Source organism: Salinivibrio kushneri, assembly GCF_027286325.1.
GTDB classification, from domain to species: domain Bacteria; phylum Pseudomonadota; class Gammaproteobacteria; order Enterobacterales; family Vibrionaceae; genus Salinivibrio; species Salinivibrio kushneri_A.
In genome coordinates this window covers 501,479-518,753 of sequence record NZ_CP114588.1, presented here as the reverse complement: position 1 = coordinate 518,753, position 17,275 = coordinate 501,479, and the positions used below count along the sequence as shown (strand labels likewise).

Annotated in this window: 19 protein-coding genes and 1 other RNA gene; 11 read left to right on the top strand and 9 right to left on the bottom strand. The window is 51.6% G+C overall.

Features of this window, described 5'->3' with window-relative positions; genetic code table 11:
- Positions 1–27 precede the first annotated feature (27 nt).
- The gene (gene rpoE, locus N8M53_RS02560; RefSeq protein WP_046074081.1) at positions 28–609 is read right to left on the bottom strand and encodes an RNA polymerase sigma factor RpoE; all 582 of its coding nucleotides are present in this window, start codon (positions 607–609) and stop codon (positions 28–30) included.
- 332 nt (positions 610–941) lie between these two features.
- Between rpoE and nadB the strand changes: the two genes are divergently transcribed.
- On the top strand, positions 942–2,558 hold the full coding sequence (gene nadB, locus N8M53_RS02555; RefSeq protein WP_269579374.1) for an L-aspartate oxidase: 1,617 nt from the start codon (positions 942–944) through the stop codon (positions 2,556–2,558).
- Between the two features lie 80 nt (positions 2,559–2,638).
- Here the strand turns inward: nadB and N8M53_RS02550 are convergent, their stop codons facing one another.
- From N8M53_RS02550 to N8M53_RS02540, 3 genes are all read right to left on the bottom strand, one after another.
- Positions 2,639–4,471, bottom strand: a complete 1,833-nt coding sequence (locus N8M53_RS02550) for a methyl-accepting chemotaxis protein (protein WP_269579373.1) — start codon at positions 4,469–4,471, stop codon at positions 2,639–2,641.
- Between the two features lie 120 nt (positions 4,472–4,591).
- On the bottom strand, positions 4,592–4,990 hold the full coding sequence (locus N8M53_RS02545) for a hypothetical protein (protein WP_269579372.1): 399 nt from the start codon (positions 4,988–4,990) through the stop codon (positions 4,592–4,594).
- Entirely contained in the window at positions 4,959–5,222 is a 264-nt protein-coding gene (locus N8M53_RS02540; protein ID WP_269579371.1) for a succinate dehydrogenase assembly factor 2, read from the bottom strand. The genes N8M53_RS02545 and N8M53_RS02540 overlap by 32 nt, the downstream gene beginning before the upstream one ends.
- A gap of 216 nt (positions 5,223–5,438) precedes the next feature.
- Here N8M53_RS02540 and ygfZ point away from each other — a divergent pair, with 216 nt between their 5' ends.
- The 5 genes from ygfZ to N8M53_RS02515 all read left to right on the top strand — a co-directional run bounded on the left by ygfZ (position 5,439) and on the right by N8M53_RS02515 (position 8,802).
- The gene (ygfZ, locus tag N8M53_RS02535; protein WP_269579370.1) at positions 5,439–6,416 is read left to right on the top strand and encodes a tRNA-modifying protein YgfZ; all 978 of its coding nucleotides are present in this window, start codon (positions 5,439–5,441) and stop codon (positions 6,414–6,416) included.
- A 3-nt stretch (positions 6,417–6,419) separates the two neighbouring features.
- On the top strand, positions 6,420–6,911 hold the full coding sequence (locus N8M53_RS02530) for an aminoacyl-tRNA deacylase (protein WP_269579369.1): 492 nt from the start codon (positions 6,420–6,422) through the stop codon (positions 6,909–6,911).
- A 20-nt stretch (positions 6,912–6,931) separates the two neighbouring features.
- A complete protein-coding gene (locus tag N8M53_RS02525; protein ID WP_269579368.1) occupies positions 6,932–7,903 on the top strand; it encodes a LysR family transcriptional regulator in 972 nt (323 codons plus the stop codon).
- Complete coding sequence (locus N8M53_RS02520) at positions 7,903–8,439, top strand: GNAT family N-acetyltransferase (protein ID WP_269579367.1); 537 nt, start codon at positions 7,903–7,905, stop codon at positions 8,437–8,439. Before N8M53_RS02525 ends, N8M53_RS02520 begins: the two co-directional genes overlap by 1 nt.
- Positions 8,440–8,556: 117 nt before the next feature.
- The gene (locus N8M53_RS02515; RefSeq protein WP_269579366.1) at positions 8,557–8,802 is read left to right on the top strand and encodes a DUF1107 domain-containing protein; all 246 of its coding nucleotides are present in this window, start codon (positions 8,557–8,559) and stop codon (positions 8,800–8,802) included.
- A gap of 92 nt (positions 8,803–8,894) precedes the next feature.
- Here the strand turns inward: N8M53_RS02515 and gcvH are convergent, their stop codons facing one another.
- The 4 genes from gcvH to N8M53_RS02495 form a co-directional block, all read right to left on the bottom strand.
- On the bottom strand, positions 8,895–9,284 hold the full coding sequence (gcvH, locus tag N8M53_RS02510) for a glycine cleavage system protein GcvH (protein ID WP_332301571.1): 390 nt from the start codon (positions 9,282–9,284) through the stop codon (positions 8,895–8,897).
- Between the two features lie 161 nt (positions 9,285–9,445).
- On the bottom strand, positions 9,446–10,681 hold the full coding sequence (locus N8M53_RS02505; protein ID WP_269579364.1) for an FAD-dependent 2-octaprenylphenol hydroxylase: 1,236 nt from the start codon (positions 10,679–10,681) through the stop codon (positions 9,446–9,448).
- On the bottom strand, positions 10,678–11,868 hold the full coding sequence (gene ubiH / locus N8M53_RS02500; RefSeq protein ID WP_269579363.1) for a 2-octaprenyl-6-methoxyphenyl hydroxylase: 1,191 nt from the start codon (positions 11,866–11,868) through the stop codon (positions 10,678–10,680). Before ubiH ends, N8M53_RS02505 begins: the two co-directional genes overlap by 4 nt.
- A gap of 58 nt (positions 11,869–11,926) precedes the next feature.
- On the bottom strand, positions 11,927–12,502 hold the full coding sequence (locus N8M53_RS02495) for a UPF0149 family protein (RefSeq protein ID WP_269579362.1): 576 nt from the start codon (positions 12,500–12,502) through the stop codon (positions 11,927–11,929).
- 433 nt (positions 12,503–12,935) lie between these two features.
- On the opposite strand from N8M53_RS02495, the gene zapA reads away from it, so the two are divergent.
- The 5 genes from zapA to serA all read left to right on the top strand — a co-directional run bounded on the left by zapA (position 12,936) and on the right by serA (position 16,363).
- A complete protein-coding gene (gene zapA / locus N8M53_RS02490) occupies positions 12,936–13,241 on the top strand; it encodes a cell division protein ZapA (protein ID WP_269579361.1) in 306 nt (101 codons plus the stop codon).
- A 3-nt stretch (positions 13,242–13,244) separates the two neighbouring features.
- Positions 13,245–13,427: non-coding RNA, 6S RNA (gene ssrS, locus N8M53_RS02485), on the top strand.
- A 33-nt stretch (positions 13,428–13,460) separates the two neighbouring features.
- Entirely contained in the window at positions 13,461–14,060 is a 600-nt protein-coding gene (locus tag N8M53_RS02480; RefSeq protein ID WP_269579360.1) for a 5-formyltetrahydrofolate cyclo-ligase, read from the top strand.
- 56 nt (positions 14,061–14,116) lie between these two features.
- Complete coding sequence (rpiA, locus tag N8M53_RS02475) at positions 14,117–14,776, top strand: ribose-5-phosphate isomerase RpiA (RefSeq protein WP_269579359.1); 660 nt, start codon at positions 14,117–14,119, stop codon at positions 14,774–14,776.
- A 354-nt stretch (positions 14,777–15,130) separates the two neighbouring features.
- Complete coding sequence (serA, locus tag N8M53_RS02470) at positions 15,131–16,363, top strand: phosphoglycerate dehydrogenase (protein ID WP_269579358.1); 1,233 nt, start codon at positions 15,131–15,133, stop codon at positions 16,361–16,363.
- A 68-nt stretch (positions 16,364–16,431) separates the two neighbouring features.
- On the opposite strand, the gene yaaA is transcribed toward serA, so the two are convergent.
- Entirely contained in the window at positions 16,432–17,205 is a 774-nt protein-coding gene (yaaA, locus tag N8M53_RS02465; RefSeq protein ID WP_269579357.1) for a peroxide stress protein YaaA, read from the bottom strand.
- Positions 17,206–17,275 lie beyond the last annotated feature (70 nt).

The window sequence follows — 17,275 nt, the reverse complement described above, 5'->3', positions numbered from 1 at the left end:
TCACCGTCATGCAGCCAGTAAAACTCGTTACCGTTTCATCAGTGGTCGGATGCGTTTTTCAACCGCTTCACGCGCTCGGAAAATACGCGACCGCACCGTACCGACTGGACAATCCATTACCTGTGCAATTTCCTCATAGCTGAGCCCATCGAGCTCACGTAAGGTAATTGCGGTTCTTAAGTCGTCGGGCAGTGTTTCTATCGTCGAAAACACCACCTGTCTCAATTCATCTGACAACATCAAGTTTTCAGGGTTCGATATTTCTTTTAAAGAACCCCCACTTTCGTAATTTTCTGCTTCGTCGGCATCAATATCACTGCCTGGCGGTCGTCGTCCTTGCGCCACCAAATGGTTCTTCGCGGTATTCACTGCAATGCGATACAGCCAAGTATAAAACGCACTTTCGCCACGAAACCCCGGCAGTGCACGATAGGCTTTAATAAACGCCTCTTGCGCAATATCCGGAATATCACCGCTGTGTGTGCCTACATAGCGGGCGATAAGGTTACATACCTTATTCTGATATTTGACGACTAACAGATTGAAAGCTTGCTTGTCACCATTCTGTACACGTTCTATTAGAACCTGGTCGGTTAGCTGCTCGCCCATTCGAGCGTTTACTCCTTGGTTGATCTTTCCGCCCGATTATCGAAATTCTAGGCCCGACGTTGTCAGAGCGCGGTTAAACCCGCTTGCGAGCTTTCGCACACGTTTCGATAGCCTGCTCGGCGAAAAGTTCCTCACCATGTTGGTTTTATTATGTGTTAAATCACATTACTGTGACGGAATGGCCAAAGGGAACGTCTTTGGCTGGGGGCATTGTCGCCCGAACCGTACCATGGTTGCAAACTTTCACCCAAGCCGACTTGGATTTGATCTTACCGCGCGCGGCAGCGTCAAATTGGTGTAACATTGGGGGCGCAGAAAGAGGATTAGGGATCATGACGACCACAACCCAAGAACATCAATGTGACGTGTTAGTCATCGGCAGTGGTGCCGCTGGCTTATCATTGGCGCTTCGCTTAGCGCCAACCCACAAGGTGATTGTATTAAGCAAAGGCCCGCTCAGCGAAGGGGCAACGCTTTACGCACAGGGCGGTATTGCCGCGGTGTTTGACGAGCAAGACTCGGTCGAGTCTCATGTCGAAGATACCCAAATTGCCGGCGCAGGTATCTGTGATACAAACGTGGTCGATTTTATTGCCCGCAACGCGAAAGATTGTGTGCAATGGTTAATCGATGGCGGTGTCCCGTTCGATCAAGAAGACAGCGATGATGACACCCCACGTTATCACCTCACCCGAGAGGGTGGTCATAGTCACCGACGCATTTTGCATACTGCAGATGCCACAGGCATGGCCGTGCAAAACTCTCTGCAAGACAATGTCCGTCAGCACCCAAATATCACCTTGCTCGAACGGCACAATGCGCTAGATATTATCACCCGTAAAAAAGTTGGCTTAGGTGGCGCTAACCACGTGCTTGGGGCTTACATCTGGAACCGAAACCAAGAAGTGGTTGAAACTGTGCGCACTAACTATGTGGTGCTTGCGACAGGCGGCGCATCCAAAGTGTACCAATATACGTCCAATCCAGATGTATCATCCGGTGATGGCATCGCCATGGCATGGCGAGCAGGCTGTCGCGTCGCCAACCTGGAATTTAACCAGTTTCACCCAACTTGCCTCTATCACCCTGATGCGCGCAACTTTTTGCTCACTGAAGCGTTGCGCGGTGAAGGCGCGCACCTTAAACGCCCAGATGGCTCGCGGTTTATGTCAGACTTCGACTCACGTGGCGAGCTTGCCCCTCGTGATGTGGTGGCCCGCGCGATTGACTACGAGATGAAGCGCCTTGGCGCTGACTGTATGTATCTCGACATCAGCCACAAAGATCCAGAGTTTGTGATCAAACATTTTCCAACCATCTACGAAAAGCTCAAGCAATACGGCATCGATCTGACCAAAGAAGCGATCCCTATTGTCCCTGCCGCCCACTACACGTGCGGTGGCGTGATGGTGGATAAAAACGGCACCACAGACTTACCCGGCTTATACGCGATTGGGGAAGTGAGCTACACCGGCTTACATGGCGCCAACCGTATGGCATCTAACTCGCTGCTGGAGTGCGTGGTGTATGCATGGTCAGCTGCGGAACATATTCAAGCGCACTCAGATCATATCGAGCCTCATACTGCCCTGCCGCCATGGGATGAAAGCCAGGTGATTTGTTCCGATGAAGAAGTGGTGATCCAGCATAACTGGCATGAGTTACGTCTTTTTATGTGGGATTACATGGGCATTGTCCGTTCGACCAAACGGTTAGAACGCGCGTTGCGCCGCATCGAATTACTTAAGCAAGAAACACACGAATACTACGCCAATTTCCGGGTCTCAAATAACCTATTGGAATTACGTAACTTGCTACAAGTGGCGGAGTTAATGGTTCGCTGCGCGATGCAACGAAAAGAAAGTCGTGGGCTGCACTACACCATTGATTACCCAGAGCCTAACGAGCAATCCGGCCCTACCATATTAACCCCGGATCAGCCCTGTTAGCGGGTTTTGACTACTCCTTCGGCCCTGAATGAAGAAGGCCAGCCTCATAAGGCTGGCCTTTTTACTGGACATTATCGCGCTTATTCGCTTTTAAACTCTCTCACCGCACGCTCAAGGTGCGCCGCTTCTTCAGCCACCTTGTGTGCCGCTTCGCGATTTTGGTTCGCTCGTTCCGTGCTGTTTTGCGCGATATCTTGAATGTTGTGCACGTTCTGATTGACTTCCTTCGCCACCGAGCTCTGCTGCTCTATTGCGGTAGCAATGTGGGTGCTCATATCCATGATATTCTGCATATCTTCCATGATTTGCGACAGCTCTTGCGAAGCCGCCTCTACCTTACCCACGGATGTTTCACCATCTTCTCGGCTTTGCTCCATGCGTTCGGACACCGACTGGGTTTGCTCTTGCAACGAGGTGATAATGCCAGAAATTTCATCGGTCGATTCGCGAGTACGGGTCGCCAGCTGTCGCACTTCATCAGCGACCACCGCAAAGCCACGCCCTTGCTCGCCGGCCCGCGCCGCTTCAATCGCCGCGTTAAGCGCCAGCAAGTTGGTTTGCTCGGAGATATCTTTAATCACATCCAGCACCGAGCCAATGGTCTCAGACAGCTTACTCAGCTCAAGCACCTCATTACTGGTGTTACTGAGGGTTTCTGCCAGTGTCATGATCATCGCTTTGGTATCATCGACCACTTTTTGCCCGTTCTCCGCACGGCTTAAGCTGGTGCGCGCATTATCTGCTGCTTGATCCGTGTTGCCCGCGATATCACGAATGGTGCTTTCCATTTCATTCATCGCTGTCGCCGCATGAGTGGTTTCATCTAATTGGGTGGCCATGGCAGCGCCTGTTTCCTCGGTGCGAGATTCCACCTGCTCTGCACTTTGATTCAGCGCTTGCACCGCACGGCTTACGTCGACCACCATTTGTTGCACACTGGTGAGCATTTGGTTGACGTCTTTGGCCATCAATGAGATCTCATCGCGCCCATCTTCATCCGCGCGTAAGGTCAGATCGCGCTGCTGCGTGATGGCAGCCATTTGCTCACTAAATCGATAAATACGTTGTTGAATGCCACGGTTCATCCACAAGGAAATCACTGTCATCATCAATGCAAGGATCACTACCACTGAGCCGGTAAACGTCACTGTCTGGCGCAAAGCTTGCTCAACGGCCTGCTCATATTCTTGACTTAACACATCAAACATCTCTTCCACTTGGTGCGTTTTGCCACGAATTTGCCCCAGTAGGCCTTTATCTGCCGCTAACCCTAATGTCTTTTTCTGGGCGACAATCTTGTCCACTTGCGCCTGATGCGCTTGAAACAAAGCCAGCAAGTCACCACGAAGGTAATCTTCGAGCTCTTGCATTTGACTCTGGTATTCGTCGATGTAGTCAAGGTTGCTGCTTTGTACAAACAGTTTGGCATCTGCGGCTAATAAGCGGGCGCTACTCTCAAGCACAATGTCATTTTTGCTTGCCGCTACCATTTTGTTGCTCGCGTTTTGCATCTGTCCGCGGATCCCCTGCTCAGGAGTTAACCCCAATGTTTGGTAGCCCTTACTCAGGTCGCGAAAGCCATTGGCATACCCTTTCATCGCACTCTTCACTTTATCAATGGTCGCTGTTTGCAGACCCAGCGAAGCACTGCGGGCGCGGAAATCACTCAGCAGCTGATTGAACGCATCAACGTTGTTATCAAAACGGGAGAGGTACTTGGGGTCCATGCGCGCGAGAAAGTCTTTCTCATTGCGGCGTAAGTTAAGCAGTATGACTTCAAGATCAGAGACCGTCGTTAACTGCGTGTGCATTTTTTGTAGCCGCGTTTCCGCTTTCCATGCAACGGCGGCAACCGCAAGCAGTGCTAGCACCGACATCACGGTGAGTGACAAGAGTTTTTGTTTAATATTCATAGCGACCCTACAGCATTATCTGAGCGAAAGAGTTTTTAACCCGTGTCTTTTGAATATCGGTGATAACGTCAAAAAGTAAAGCAACGCAATCGGTTTGTCACAAATATGTCACACGCTATCCTAACCTTGCCGACAACAGTGACGATAAATAAGACGAAAGTGATAATCTGGTATGCCCCAACGCCAGATATATAGGTACTGGGCATCAGGTTGGGTGGTGAGTACGAGTAACCAAGGTGTGGCATAAAGGCAGGCCAGCTGTCGACACTGGCCATGAGGCAATACGGCCCAGCCTTCGGAGGAAAAACGAAACACGCCTTCATAGGTGGCAAGGTGCCAATAAAAACAGCGTAATTCTCGCGTTACCCCAATGACGAGCACAGCGCGAGCACTCAGAGGAAGGTAAACATGTACCATCAACAGCCATGCTACCGCCAGTCCGAGTAAAAGCAGCCCGACAACGACATAACGCGGACAATGCAGGTGGCTATGTACGTAACTTGCTTCGGTTATAAGCAACGACCTTATCGACGACCGACTTCATCTTGGGGTCATCAGGTTTACCATGCCCCATCAACCAGGCAAACAGATCCGGATCAGCACTTTCTAAAAATGCGACAAAATCTTGTTTTTCTTGCTGATTGAGTGTGTCGTAACAGGCTTCAAAATAAGGCATTACCAACACATCCAGCTCCAACATGCCACGGCGACATGCCCAACGAACCCGCGCTTTATCCTCGGTATTAACCATTGCTTACCTCTATCAATGATGTCAGTGGTTGCATACTATCAATGCCGCCATCAGGCGACTACTTTTGCCGGAAAACAAACAGCGAATCTGAGAGCTCTCTAGCGTTAATCGGCAATAGACCCCAATAGCCCTACAATACAAAGGCTGACAAGCTTTATGCTCCGGATTAGTATACGGGGCAGAGTCTATGTTTTCTCAACCAAGAGCGTGAGTGATATGAGCGAATGGTATCAAAGCGTGGCCTTTCAGCCCGCGGACACACAGCCTAGTGACCAACAACCCGAACTTGCTATTGTCGCCCTAGATAACTGGGCGCTCACCAAAGTAAGTGGCGACGATACAAAAAGCTACTTGCAAGGTCAGCTTACTTGCGACATTGCAAGCCTTGGTGAGGACGAATCAACCCTTGCGGCTCATTGCGACCCCAAAGGTAAAGTCTGGTCGGTGCTGCGCTTTTTCCACTTCCAAGACGGACTGGCCATGGTGCAACCAGCGTCAATTGAAGCCACCCAGCTACAAGAAGTGAAAAAATACGCCATTTTTTCAAAGATTGCGTTTGAAAAAGTCGATGTCGTGTTGCTCGGTATTGTTGGCGCACAGGCAGACAAGTGGGTGGCTGAGCACGTTGGTTCTCAAGGTAACGTTCGCCAAGGGCAATCAGGCACCGCGGTGTGCATTGCGCCAAACCGCTGGTTACTCGCCGTGGATACTGACACTGCCTCTGAGTTTGTCAATCAAGGCCAAGCGACATTGCTGACCCATGAATACTGGGACAAATACGACATTGATGCCGCCTTACCGCGTATCGAACAGGCCACCAGCGGCGAGTTCATCCCTCAATCGTTAAACTTGCAAGCGCTGAATGCCATTAGCTTTACCAAAGGCTGCTACACCGGCCAAGAAACCGTCGCGCGAGCCAAGTACCGAGGCATGAATAAGCGTGCGATGTACAAACTCAGCGGTCACGCCGACCATACACCGGTCGCAGGGGATAAAATTGAGCGTGCGGTGGGCGACAATTGGCGTTCTGGAGGGACGGTAATCGCTGGCTACCGAGAAGCAAATGGCCGTGCCACGGTATTGGCTGTACTGCCAAACAACCTGGATGACGACACCGCTTTCCGCCTCGCCGAGTCGCCATCACACGCTTGGCAACGCGATCCACTACCTTATTCACTTGAGGATAATGATTAAGCCGTGAACGCGGGTTCCAATTGGCAAACACCGGTGACGGCCACGCTAGACAGTGCCCATATCGGCTACCAAGTCTTGTGGCAGTCACAGGCAACTCAGTCGATAGAAGACACCGCTGCACAACGCGGTATTTGTGCGTCGCACATGCTCAAAACCATGGTGTTACGGGATATGGGCGGACGTTATGCGGTGGCCTGCGTACCAGGCGACCAACAAGTGAGCCCGCCTAAAGTCCGCCAGTTGCTGGAATGTCGGCGAATGACCCTCGCCACAGAGCAACAAGTGCAGAGCGTCACCGGCTATGTGCGAGGCGCAGTGGCGCCAGTAGGGTTATCGCCTGAGCTTGCGGTTGTGTTTGACGAGCGAATTTGGCGTTATGACACCGTCACAATCAGCAGTGGCGATCCTCACGCTGGTTTATGGGTGAAGGTGAGTGAGCTCATCACGCTTTGCCAGCCTCGATGCGGCGACATATGCCGCGCTCAAGACGGCTAGATTCAGGAGTGACGCAACGGATGGCGCAAAAACAATGGCGTAAATATGACCTTAATTTGTTAGTGACGTTTGTCACCTTGATGGAAACCCGCAGTGTGACTCGCGCAGCGGAGCGATTATCCCTCGGTCAATCAGCGATGAGCCATAGCTTGTCACGATTACGTGCGATGCTTGACGACCCCTTGTTTGAGCGACGTGGACACCAGATGGTACCCACTGCACGGGCGTTGGATATTGCCCCGAAGATAAACGCCTTGCTGGATAGTCTCGCCACGGATGTACTCACCCCGCCTGCCTTTGAGCCCATCCATTTTGACGGCCAAATTCGCCTGGGGCTTACCGACTATGCTGAGCTTATCTTCGCACCTGCGTTATTCGACACCCTCAACCAACAGCTTCCCTTAGCACAACTTAGCTTGCGCCCCGTTGACCGTCGTCAGTGCTTAGATGCGATTAAAAATGATGATGTCTATGCGGTGATCGGAGTCATCCCGGACAACAGCGATATTCTCGACAGCCAGGTATTATATCGCGAGCAACACGTGTGTCTGTTTGACCCTCAAAGTACAGGACTGGATGCGCCCATCAGCTTGGCTGATTTTGTTGCCACACCGCACGCCTTGGTAAGCACACACGGCCAGCTCTCTAGCCCAATCGATGCGAGCCTAGAAGCGCTAGGCTACCATCGACAAGTGGTGATGGGATCGCAGCGCTTTTTGACTGTGAGGCAGTTGCTAAAAGGGCGACAACTATTATGCACCGTGCCAGAGCTTATGGCGCGGCTTGATACCTTCAACGATGCTAATCACCTGGTATTCAGCCCGCCCCCTATAGAGGTACCAGGCTTTGATATTGGCCTAGCATGGCGACATCAAGCGAGCGGTCATCCCAAAATGCAGTGGCTCATTGATCAGATCACCACCATTGTCGACAAGCGCGTGGCTTCCCTAAAAGCGTCATCAACCCTGTCTCACTGGCAAAAGGAAACCTAATGAACATCGTCTCTCTATCGACCCTTAATCCCGATTACGTGGCGCAACAGGTCAGTGAAACGTTCACGCATAGTGAGGGGGCCGACACCGGTGAAGTCATCCGACAATTGGTGGATAAGCTGCTCGGTGAAACGCCCTGTGAAGACTGTCATGGTTGGGGGCTAATTGACGGTGAGCGGTTAGTGGGCGCTGTCTTTTTCTCACGGTTGACCTACCCGCATACGGACAAGGTTGCGCTGCTCTCCCCGATGGCTATCCACCCGGATTATCAGCGTCAAGGACATGGAAAAGCATTGATTCGCGCCGGGCTTCAACAGTTACGCACATTGGATTACCAGGCGGTGATGACCTACGGGGATCCTGCTTTCTACACCCAGCTAGGGTTTCACGCTGCCGACCCTACCGAGATCGTGCCACCACATCGATTAAGCTACCCACACGGTTGGCTGGCCCAGTCGCTTACTAACAGTGACTTGCCGGCATTAGGCTCCAAACCGTGCTGCGTAGCGGCCTTTAACCAAGCGGATTTGTGGTAGGCTGAAATGAATGTTTTTTTAGGCAGTGTCATCACAACGACATAAACCCACTTCACAATCGGTGCCGTTTTCACACCCATATAGGGTGACAGCCACTCACACCAGTAAGAAGAGGTTATGCGCGTTTTTAATCGCTACTCACCCAAGCTTGTCGCTAAACATGTCACACGATTATTCTCGGGTCGCGTTTATATTGCAGGAAGAGGCCGGTTTGATTTTGATAATGGTTGGTTAAAACCACCAGAGCACGCCACCATCAGCCACTACAAAACCGTGAAAGAGGTGAATAGCTTTATTCGAGATGTTTATCAAGAAGCCATTGGTGAGCCTGAAGATCGCCGGTCGTTGCCCGCCTCTCGCTAATCAAAGACGCCACAACGAACAAGGATCCGCCTGGCGGATCCTTTCTGATTATGCGCCTAGCACTGCACATTTTTCGGCTTAAAACTGCAGCTTTAATCGGCGTCTTGGTCACCTAGCGTTTCTTCATAGCTTTGCGCGTCAAGCAAGCTGTCAATCTCTGACTCATCCGTTGCTTGGATCTGGAACAGCCAACCGTCACCATAAGGGTCACTGTTAACTAGCTCAGGTGTGCTGTCCAACTCTTCATTAACCGCCACGACCTGACCAGATATTGGCGCATAAATATCCGAAGCCGCTTTAACTGACTCCGCGACAGCACAATCATCACCCGCATCAAAGGTGTCGTCCTCGTCGGGTAAATCAATAAACACCATGTCCCCCAAAAGCGCCTGGGCATGATCGGAAATACCAATGGTGTATAGGCCTTCCCCCTCGGGGCGCACCCATTCGTGTGTGGCGGTAAACTTTAATTCAGATGGGATATCACTCATAATTTTGTTCCTTGTTACACCCAATGACAACTCACACCGTCAATCGGCACATTCAACATCTCACTCACAACCCGAACGCATGCCTACTTGGCAATGGGCTTTGTGGTATTTAGCATATTCTCTGTTTTTCGCCAATTTCAGCCATCACGCAATCATGAAAAAGTCGCCGTGCGCGTGGCAGGCTTTGCTAGCTCAGGCAGGTCTCCCTCCAACCCTAACGCGCGTGCCATGAAAGGCTGTTTCGCACCTGGTAGATGATTGACCGCACGCATGCCAAGGCCCCGTATTAGCTTTTTCATGGGGTTATCGCCTGCAAACAAGCTTCGGAATCCTTGCATGGCAGCGATCATTTGTACGGCTTCTGCTTTGCGCCAGCGCTCATAATGACGCAGCCCCGCATAGTGACCGATGTCTTTCCCTTTGGCGGAAAGCGCCGCCAATGTCTGCGCCAACGCAGCGGCATCCAACATCCCTAGGTTCACCCCTTGTCCTGCCAATGGGTGAATGGTATGCGCGGCATCACCGACCAGCGCAAGACGCTCTGCCGCAAAGTTCTGCGCATAACGCATGGTAAGCGGATAGCTGGCGCGCGGTCCTACCACCTCACATAACCCCAGCTTGGCATCAAACGCGGCGGTTAATGCCCGATTAAATGGCTCTGAAGCCATCGCGACATAATCGCGCGCTTGCTCGGGTGGGATAGACCAAACAATCGAACATAAATGCGGGTCTGAAAGCGGTAAGAAAGCAAGGGGGCCATCCGGCGTAAACACCTGCCGTGCCACCCCTTGGTGCGGTTCAGCCGTACGCACCGTCGCCACCACCGCATGGTGACCATAGTCTCGCTGCACCAAGGGAAGCTGTGCGTGTTCACGTACCCAGGAACGGGCACCATCCGCCCCCACCACTAGCTTAGCGGTCACACCACCTCCCGAGGCCAACTGCAACCAGGTTTCACTCTCACCTTGTAGCATGGATTGACATTGCTCCGGCATCAGCACGGTCACATTGTCCTGCTTTTGCACTTTATCGAGCAAAGCCAACTGGATCACACGGTTTTCAACGATATGACCAAGGTTCTGCTGCCCAAACGCTTGTGCATCAAAGTGAATATCAGCAAAACTGTCTTTCTCCCACACCCGCATTTGCTGGTAGCTGGCGGCGCGGCGAGACACAATGCCGGGCCATACCTCAAGGGTACGAAGTATGTTTTCACTGGCGCGGCTCAATGCAGATACCCGGTTTTCAGGGACATCACTGAAGGTCGTATCGGGCGCTTTGCCTTCTATCACCAACACCCGTAAATCGGTATCGGCTAACGAGGCGGCCAGTGTCAGGCCTACCATACCGCCACCGACAATCGCCACATCAACGTTGATCATTTTCATCTCGGTTCTACCCATCCTATCGTGCGTTGCACTAGCGGTTGTTTCACACAGTCTAATGCTGACATCAGCCCCAAACCGGCATTACGCGCGCCAGCGAGGAACGGACTGTCATTGGAAAAGAGGTGAACCAACCCTGATGTCAATGCCACAGTGGCATCTCGGTCTGGTATTCGTTGTTTGGCATAAGTCATCAATGTTGGCATCGCACCGATATCATCACCACGCGCTGCCGCCTCCGTCAGCGTGTGCGCTAACGTCATGACATCTCGCAAACCAAGGTTAAAGCCTTGTCCGGCAATCGGGTGTAAGCTTTGTGCAGCATTCCCTACCACGGCCACTCGATGACTCACCGGGCGAACCACTTGGTTGAGCACCAAAGGGTATGTGTGGCGCTCTCCAACATGCAGCAATTTGCCCAAGCGCCAACCAAACACCTGCTGCAGCCGATGCACAAACGCATCATCACTCACTGGCATAAGCGCATCTGCTTGCTCGGCTGTCATACACCACACCAACGAGCAACGCCCTTGCGACATGGGAAGAAGGGCGACGGGGCCGGTTTGGGTGAAACGCTCGAACGCGTGACCTTGATGAGGAAGCGCTGTCGACACATTGGCAATCACTGCCACCTGGCCAAAATCGTGTTGCTGACGCGGAATATTGAGCTGCTGGCAACATGACGAGCGCCCACCATCAGCGGCAATCAGCACGGATGCAGTCAGAGATTGTCCCTGCTTTAATCGCACCGTTACCGCCTCGACGGAACGCTCAATGGCAACCACGGCATCAGGACAATACACATCGATAGCCTGGCGGTTTTGCAGCTTTTGGTGTAACACCGCACCTGCATCGGCCAGTTCAATCACCTGGCCAAGATACGGAACGCCTTGCGACTGAGCATCGATGCGGGTTTGTCCCGCGTGGCCGCTATCTGACACATGAATATGCTGAATCGGCGTACCAAAGGGGGCAAGTGACTCCCAGAGTCCTAGTTTTGAAAACGCCGCGCAGCTGCCTTGTGCCAACGCAATACTGCGCGCATCATATCCTGGGTGCTCGCGATGGTCTGGCACCATGGCCTCAATCACGGCAATACGCAGTGTACCCCCGCTTAATGTGTCTATGGCTAGGGCGGCAGTCGCCCCCGCCATCGCGCCACCCGCGATCACTATGTCGTAGGATTTCATCCCCGTTATCCCTCACCCTGAGTCACGCTATGCCTTAGACGAAAGGCGCTTATTGAGATTAATGCAATGTTTTGGGGGTGTCGTCGTTATCCGGACGCGCACCGAGCTCTGCATGCACAACCATGCAGCACACACGTACATGCTCGACAACTTGCTCCAGTAATTCGGCTTGTTCTTGCATGTCGCCATCTTCATCGACGCCAAGCTGAGCCACATCTTTGAGATCGCCCAACGCTTCTGTCACGTCCTTAGATAAGGTACGACCTTTGGTTCCGATCAGTCCCACCCCAGCTAAAAACGCATTAATCCACTCCACCAACGCTTCGGCTCGAGCCACGACACCTGACTGTTCGTCATCAGGCACATAAATGTCCAAATCCAGATCGCTGCCAGTTAGCTGTGCTTTCAGTTGATGATAACTTTGCATCGCAAGCGTCTTCGACTCCATCGGCCACCCCATGCCTTGGTGGGTATAGTCATACAGCATGGTCAGCCAACTGCCATCTTCCAGCTCTAAGCCGCCACTGAGCATGCCGGCAATTAAGCCATGCATCTCTGCTGGGGTCACGGCCAAACTATCCGCACTCAGTGTGTCTGCTGTTGTCGCATAAGCGGGTAAACGGGTATCAGTCACGATCTTGCCCTTGGTCATACGTTAAAAAATGAAAGGACACAGTTTAGCATTTCACACCAGCAGGCTGAATCACTGCGATAAAAAACCGATATTGACATCAAAAGGCTGATAGCAGCAGCGACCTCAAGTCTGCCAATTTGCGTCACGCAGTGTATCGACCCGGGCGCGTCCATCACGATGATAAAGATCAATCACATCAGCAAGAAGGAAGATAAGACGCGAGCTAATTCACATTTATGCTCAAAGGGCTTGTTCGTGCCATCCAGCCACAATAGAGGGGTTGAGGCCAACATGTTTGATTAAAATCCCGGCACCAACACGGTGGATGATCTTCGATGTAGTGTATTGGCAGAAATAATTGCTAGAATAGCGCCATATTACTGTGTACTGGGCCCTCGAACTGTCGGGCCGCATGAGGAGCCAGCTTGGGACTATGAGCACACAACCGGTTGAAATTAAAATTCTAGATCGTCTTGTTCGCGTCAATTGTCCGCCAGGACAAGAGCAAGCGCTTAAAGATGCAGCAAGCGAGTTCGATCAACGGTTGCATCGGCTGGCTGAGCGCACTAAAGTGTCCAATACAGAGCAGCTAATCGCCATCGCGGCTCTCAATGTTTGTCATGAATTAAATGATGCCAAACAGTCGTTGGAGACATTACAAGATCAGGTAACGCAACGGACCGCCCTGATGACGTCCCAACTGGACAAAGCAATGGCGTCGCAAGGATCGCAAGAATAATCCAATTCCCTGGGGTGTTTGTCAGCGGATCTACGTCCCTGAGCCGATAAGCAAAACCAAGGGTGCGTTGTTATAGGCTACTGAGCAAGCTCGGCATGTACCGAGAAGCCTACGGCTTATACTACCCACCCGCCTTGAACCAGCGGGTTCAAGGGCCATCGATCCCAACGGCACCCCGGGGTCCTCTTCTCCACCCTTTGGCTAGCATTAAGGACAGTTATGCAGCCTAGACAACACATTCGACACACTATCCGCAAAGCGCGTCGTCAGCTTTCTCCTGCGCAACAAAAGCAAGCTGCACAGACGGTTACGCAGCGATTTATGGCGCTGCCCGACGTGAAAAAAGCCACGGACATTGCCCTGTACCTCTCCTTTGACGGCGAGCTAGATACAATGCCTGTCATAGAGGCATGTTGGGACGCGAATAAAAATGTCTATTTACCTGTCGTTCACCCCTTTAGCCGCGGTCACTTATTGTTTCTCCTCTACACTCCCACTACTCCAATGCGGGTTAATGGGTATGGGATCGCCGAGCCCCAGCTCGACATTCGCACCTTGATACCCAGCGAAAAACTAGGGGTGATTGCCACGCCCTTGGTGGCATTTGATGCTAAAGGGCAGCGCCTTGGCATGGGAGGCGGGTATTATGATCGTACCCTCGGGATATGCGCACCGGATGCGGTCGCGGTTGGGCTCGCGCATGATTGCCAGCAATGGCCCACGTTACCGACCGAGCAATGGGATGTGCCTTTACCCCATATTTTGACCCCTAGCCAACATTGGCACTGGCCAATACGTATTTCGCGACCTAGCCCCTGACGCCATCTCGCGGCTTCGCTATAATCACGCTCAATCCCTTTGATTCAGGAGTTACCATGACCCAAGACGAGAAGAAGAAAGCCACTGGCGAAGCCGCGGTTGAATATGTAAAACCCGGCAGCATCATTGGTGTGGGAACGGGGTCGACCGTGAACTACTTTATTGATGCCCTTGCCCCGATTAAAGAGCAAATCAAAGGCGCGGTCTCGAGCTCTGAGGCATCGACTGAGCGACTGAAAGCCTTGGGCATTGAGGTTCTCGACGCCAATGAAGTGGCAAGTTTAGATATCTATGTTGACGGCGCCGATGAAATTAATGCGCGCAATCATATGATTAAAGGTGGCGGTGCTGCCCTAACGCGTGAAAAAATCGTCGCAGCAATCGCCAAAAAGTTCGTATGTATTATCGACGATACCAAGCATGTGGATGTACTCGGCGAGTTTCCACTTCCCGTTGAAGTGATCCCCATGGCACGCTCTTATGTCGCGCGTGAATTGCTCAAGCTAGGGGGTGACCCGTGTTACCGTCAGGGTGTGATCACGGATAATGGCAACGTCATTCTCGACGTCCACAATATGAAAATCCAAGATCCAAAAGGATTAGAAGACGCCATCAATGCCATTCCTGGCGTGGTGACGGTTGGCCTATTTGCCAATCGCGGCGCAGATATCGTCCTTACAGGGACAGATTCTGGTGTGAAAAAAGTGGCAAGCTGAGTGCATAACACAGCAAATCAAATGCTTACGCCTCACCGGTAATATCAAAAAAAGCCAAACGTTTGCGCTCAATGTAATCAATAAGTTAAAAGCACCTTTTTTAAGGTGCTTTTTTTATGGCCTAGAACGGATAATTCTTACCCCACATGTGAATTTTTGTTATCTTGGTCACTGTTCTGATACCGGCACATCGCATGCCCTGCGGTCTTTTGACGTAAAAGATCAACCTAATGACCAGGTCAATCAACCGCCACTCCCCTTCGCCATCCACGCGAGGGAATAAGGTACGATGCGCCCCGGCACTCAGGCGCAACATTGCTACCATTATTGTTTCTAAGGAAGAGAACAGCCCGCATGTCACACTATTCACTGGACAAGAATAAAATCAAAATCTTATTACTCGAAGGCGTCCACCCGACTGCAGTTGAAGCGTTCAAGCAGGCCGGGTACACCAACATCGAGTACCACAAAGGCTCACTCACCGGTGAGGATCTTGAAGAGGCCATTCAAGACGCACACTTTGTTGGGTTACGATCTCGCACCCAGTTGACCGAAGCTGTCTTTGCAAAAGCGAAGAAGCTGGTGGCGGTTGGTTGCTTTTGTATCGGTACCAACCAAGTCGACCTTGATGCCGCGGCTAAGCGCGGAATTCCCGTCTTTAACGCACCTTTCTCCAACACCCGCAGTGTCGCAGAGCTGGTTTTGGGTGAGATCCTGCTGCTCCTACGCGGGATCCCCGAAAAAAATGCCAAAGCGCATCGCGGTGAATGGCAAAAATCCGCTGACCGCTCCTTTGAGGCTCGCGGTAAGGTGCTCGGTATTATTGGCTATGGCCATATCGGCACCCAGCTGAGTATCTTGGCGGAAAACTTAGGGATGCGTGTGTATTATTATGATGTTGATAATAAGCTCTCTTTGGGCAACGCCATTCAAGTTAACTCGCTCACAGAGCTGCTTAATCGCAGTGATATTGTCTCGCTTCATGTCCCCGAGACACCAAGCACGCAGAATATGATTGATGCCGAGGCCTTTGCCCGCATGAAGCCGGGGGCGATCTTTATTAATGCCTCACGCGGCACGGTGGTCGACATCGATGCCCTATGTGGCGCGCTAGAAAGCAAGCATTTGGCTGGGGCAGCAATCGATGTTTTCCCGGTTGAACCAAAAACCAACAAAGACGCATTCAGCTCTCCGCTACAAGCGTTTGATAATGCATTACTCACACCGCATATTGGTGGGTCAACCCAAGAAGCGCAGGAAAACATTGGCCTAGAGGTTGCAGGGAAATTGGTTAAATACTCCGACAACGGTTCGACCTTGTCATGCGTCAACTTCCCTGAAGTGTCATTGCCAGAACATAAAGGCCGCTCGCGCTTGCTGCATATTCACGCTAACCGTCCGGGGGTGCTGACCAAAATCAACACCACCTTTGCCGACGAAGACGTCAATATCGCCGCACAGTACTTACAAACATCGTCGCAAATTGGTTATGTGGTGATTGATGTTGAAGACAGCGATCATGCCTACAAGGCACTGAAAAAACTTAAAGCCATCGAAGGCACCATTCGCGCGCGGATCCTGCACTGATTTGTGCCAGAAATAAAAAAGCCCCTGCTGGGGCTTTTTTATTGTTCGCTTTTTGTTACTGACAACGCTTATTGCTCGTCGCGCAGAAAGACGAGCTCATTGCCTTTCGAGTCGGCTTCACTGAAGTAATATCCCGCCACATCAAACGCTTTAATGTCCGCCACTGAGCTCGCGCGCTGATCAATTAAATACCGCGCCATCATCCCGCGTGCTTTTTTGGCATAGAAGCTGATCACCTTGTACTGACCATTCTTATAATCTTTAAACACCGGCGTAATGATGTCGCCTTTGAGCACCTTCTTGTTGACCGCTTTAAAGTATTCATTGGAGGCAAGGTTAACCAACAGCCGGCTACCTTGCGCTGCCAAATCATTATTTAGCGCCTCTGTGATGATATCTCCCCAGAACTGATAGAGGTTATCACCGCGTGGCGTCGACAACTTGGTGCCCATCTCTAAGCGGTAGGGCTGCATCAAGTCGAGCGGGCGCAATAGCCCATACAAGCCAGATAACATACGAAAATGGTCTTGTGCCCAATCGAAGTCTTGCTCAGACATCGAATTCGCATCTAGCCCTGTGTACACATCACCTTTAAAGGCGAGTGCAGCAGGTCGTGCATTCTCTGGGGTAAAGGTTGGCGACCATTCAGAAAAACGAACAGCGTTTAGACTGGCAATTTTATCACTGACTTTCATGAGCGAGGCAATGTCTGCCGGCGTCAGCTGGCGGCAAACCCTAATCAACGCCTCTGAGTGTTCAGTGAGCTGAGGTTGGGTATAACGGTCTGTCGGCAATGGCGTTTCGTAATCCAAGGTTTTTGCAGGAGAAACCACTATCAGCATGTTGCTCGCCCTTTTGTTATTTATCTTTTGCTAAGCCTATCATTCCCGCATAAAAAAACCACCGCTGACC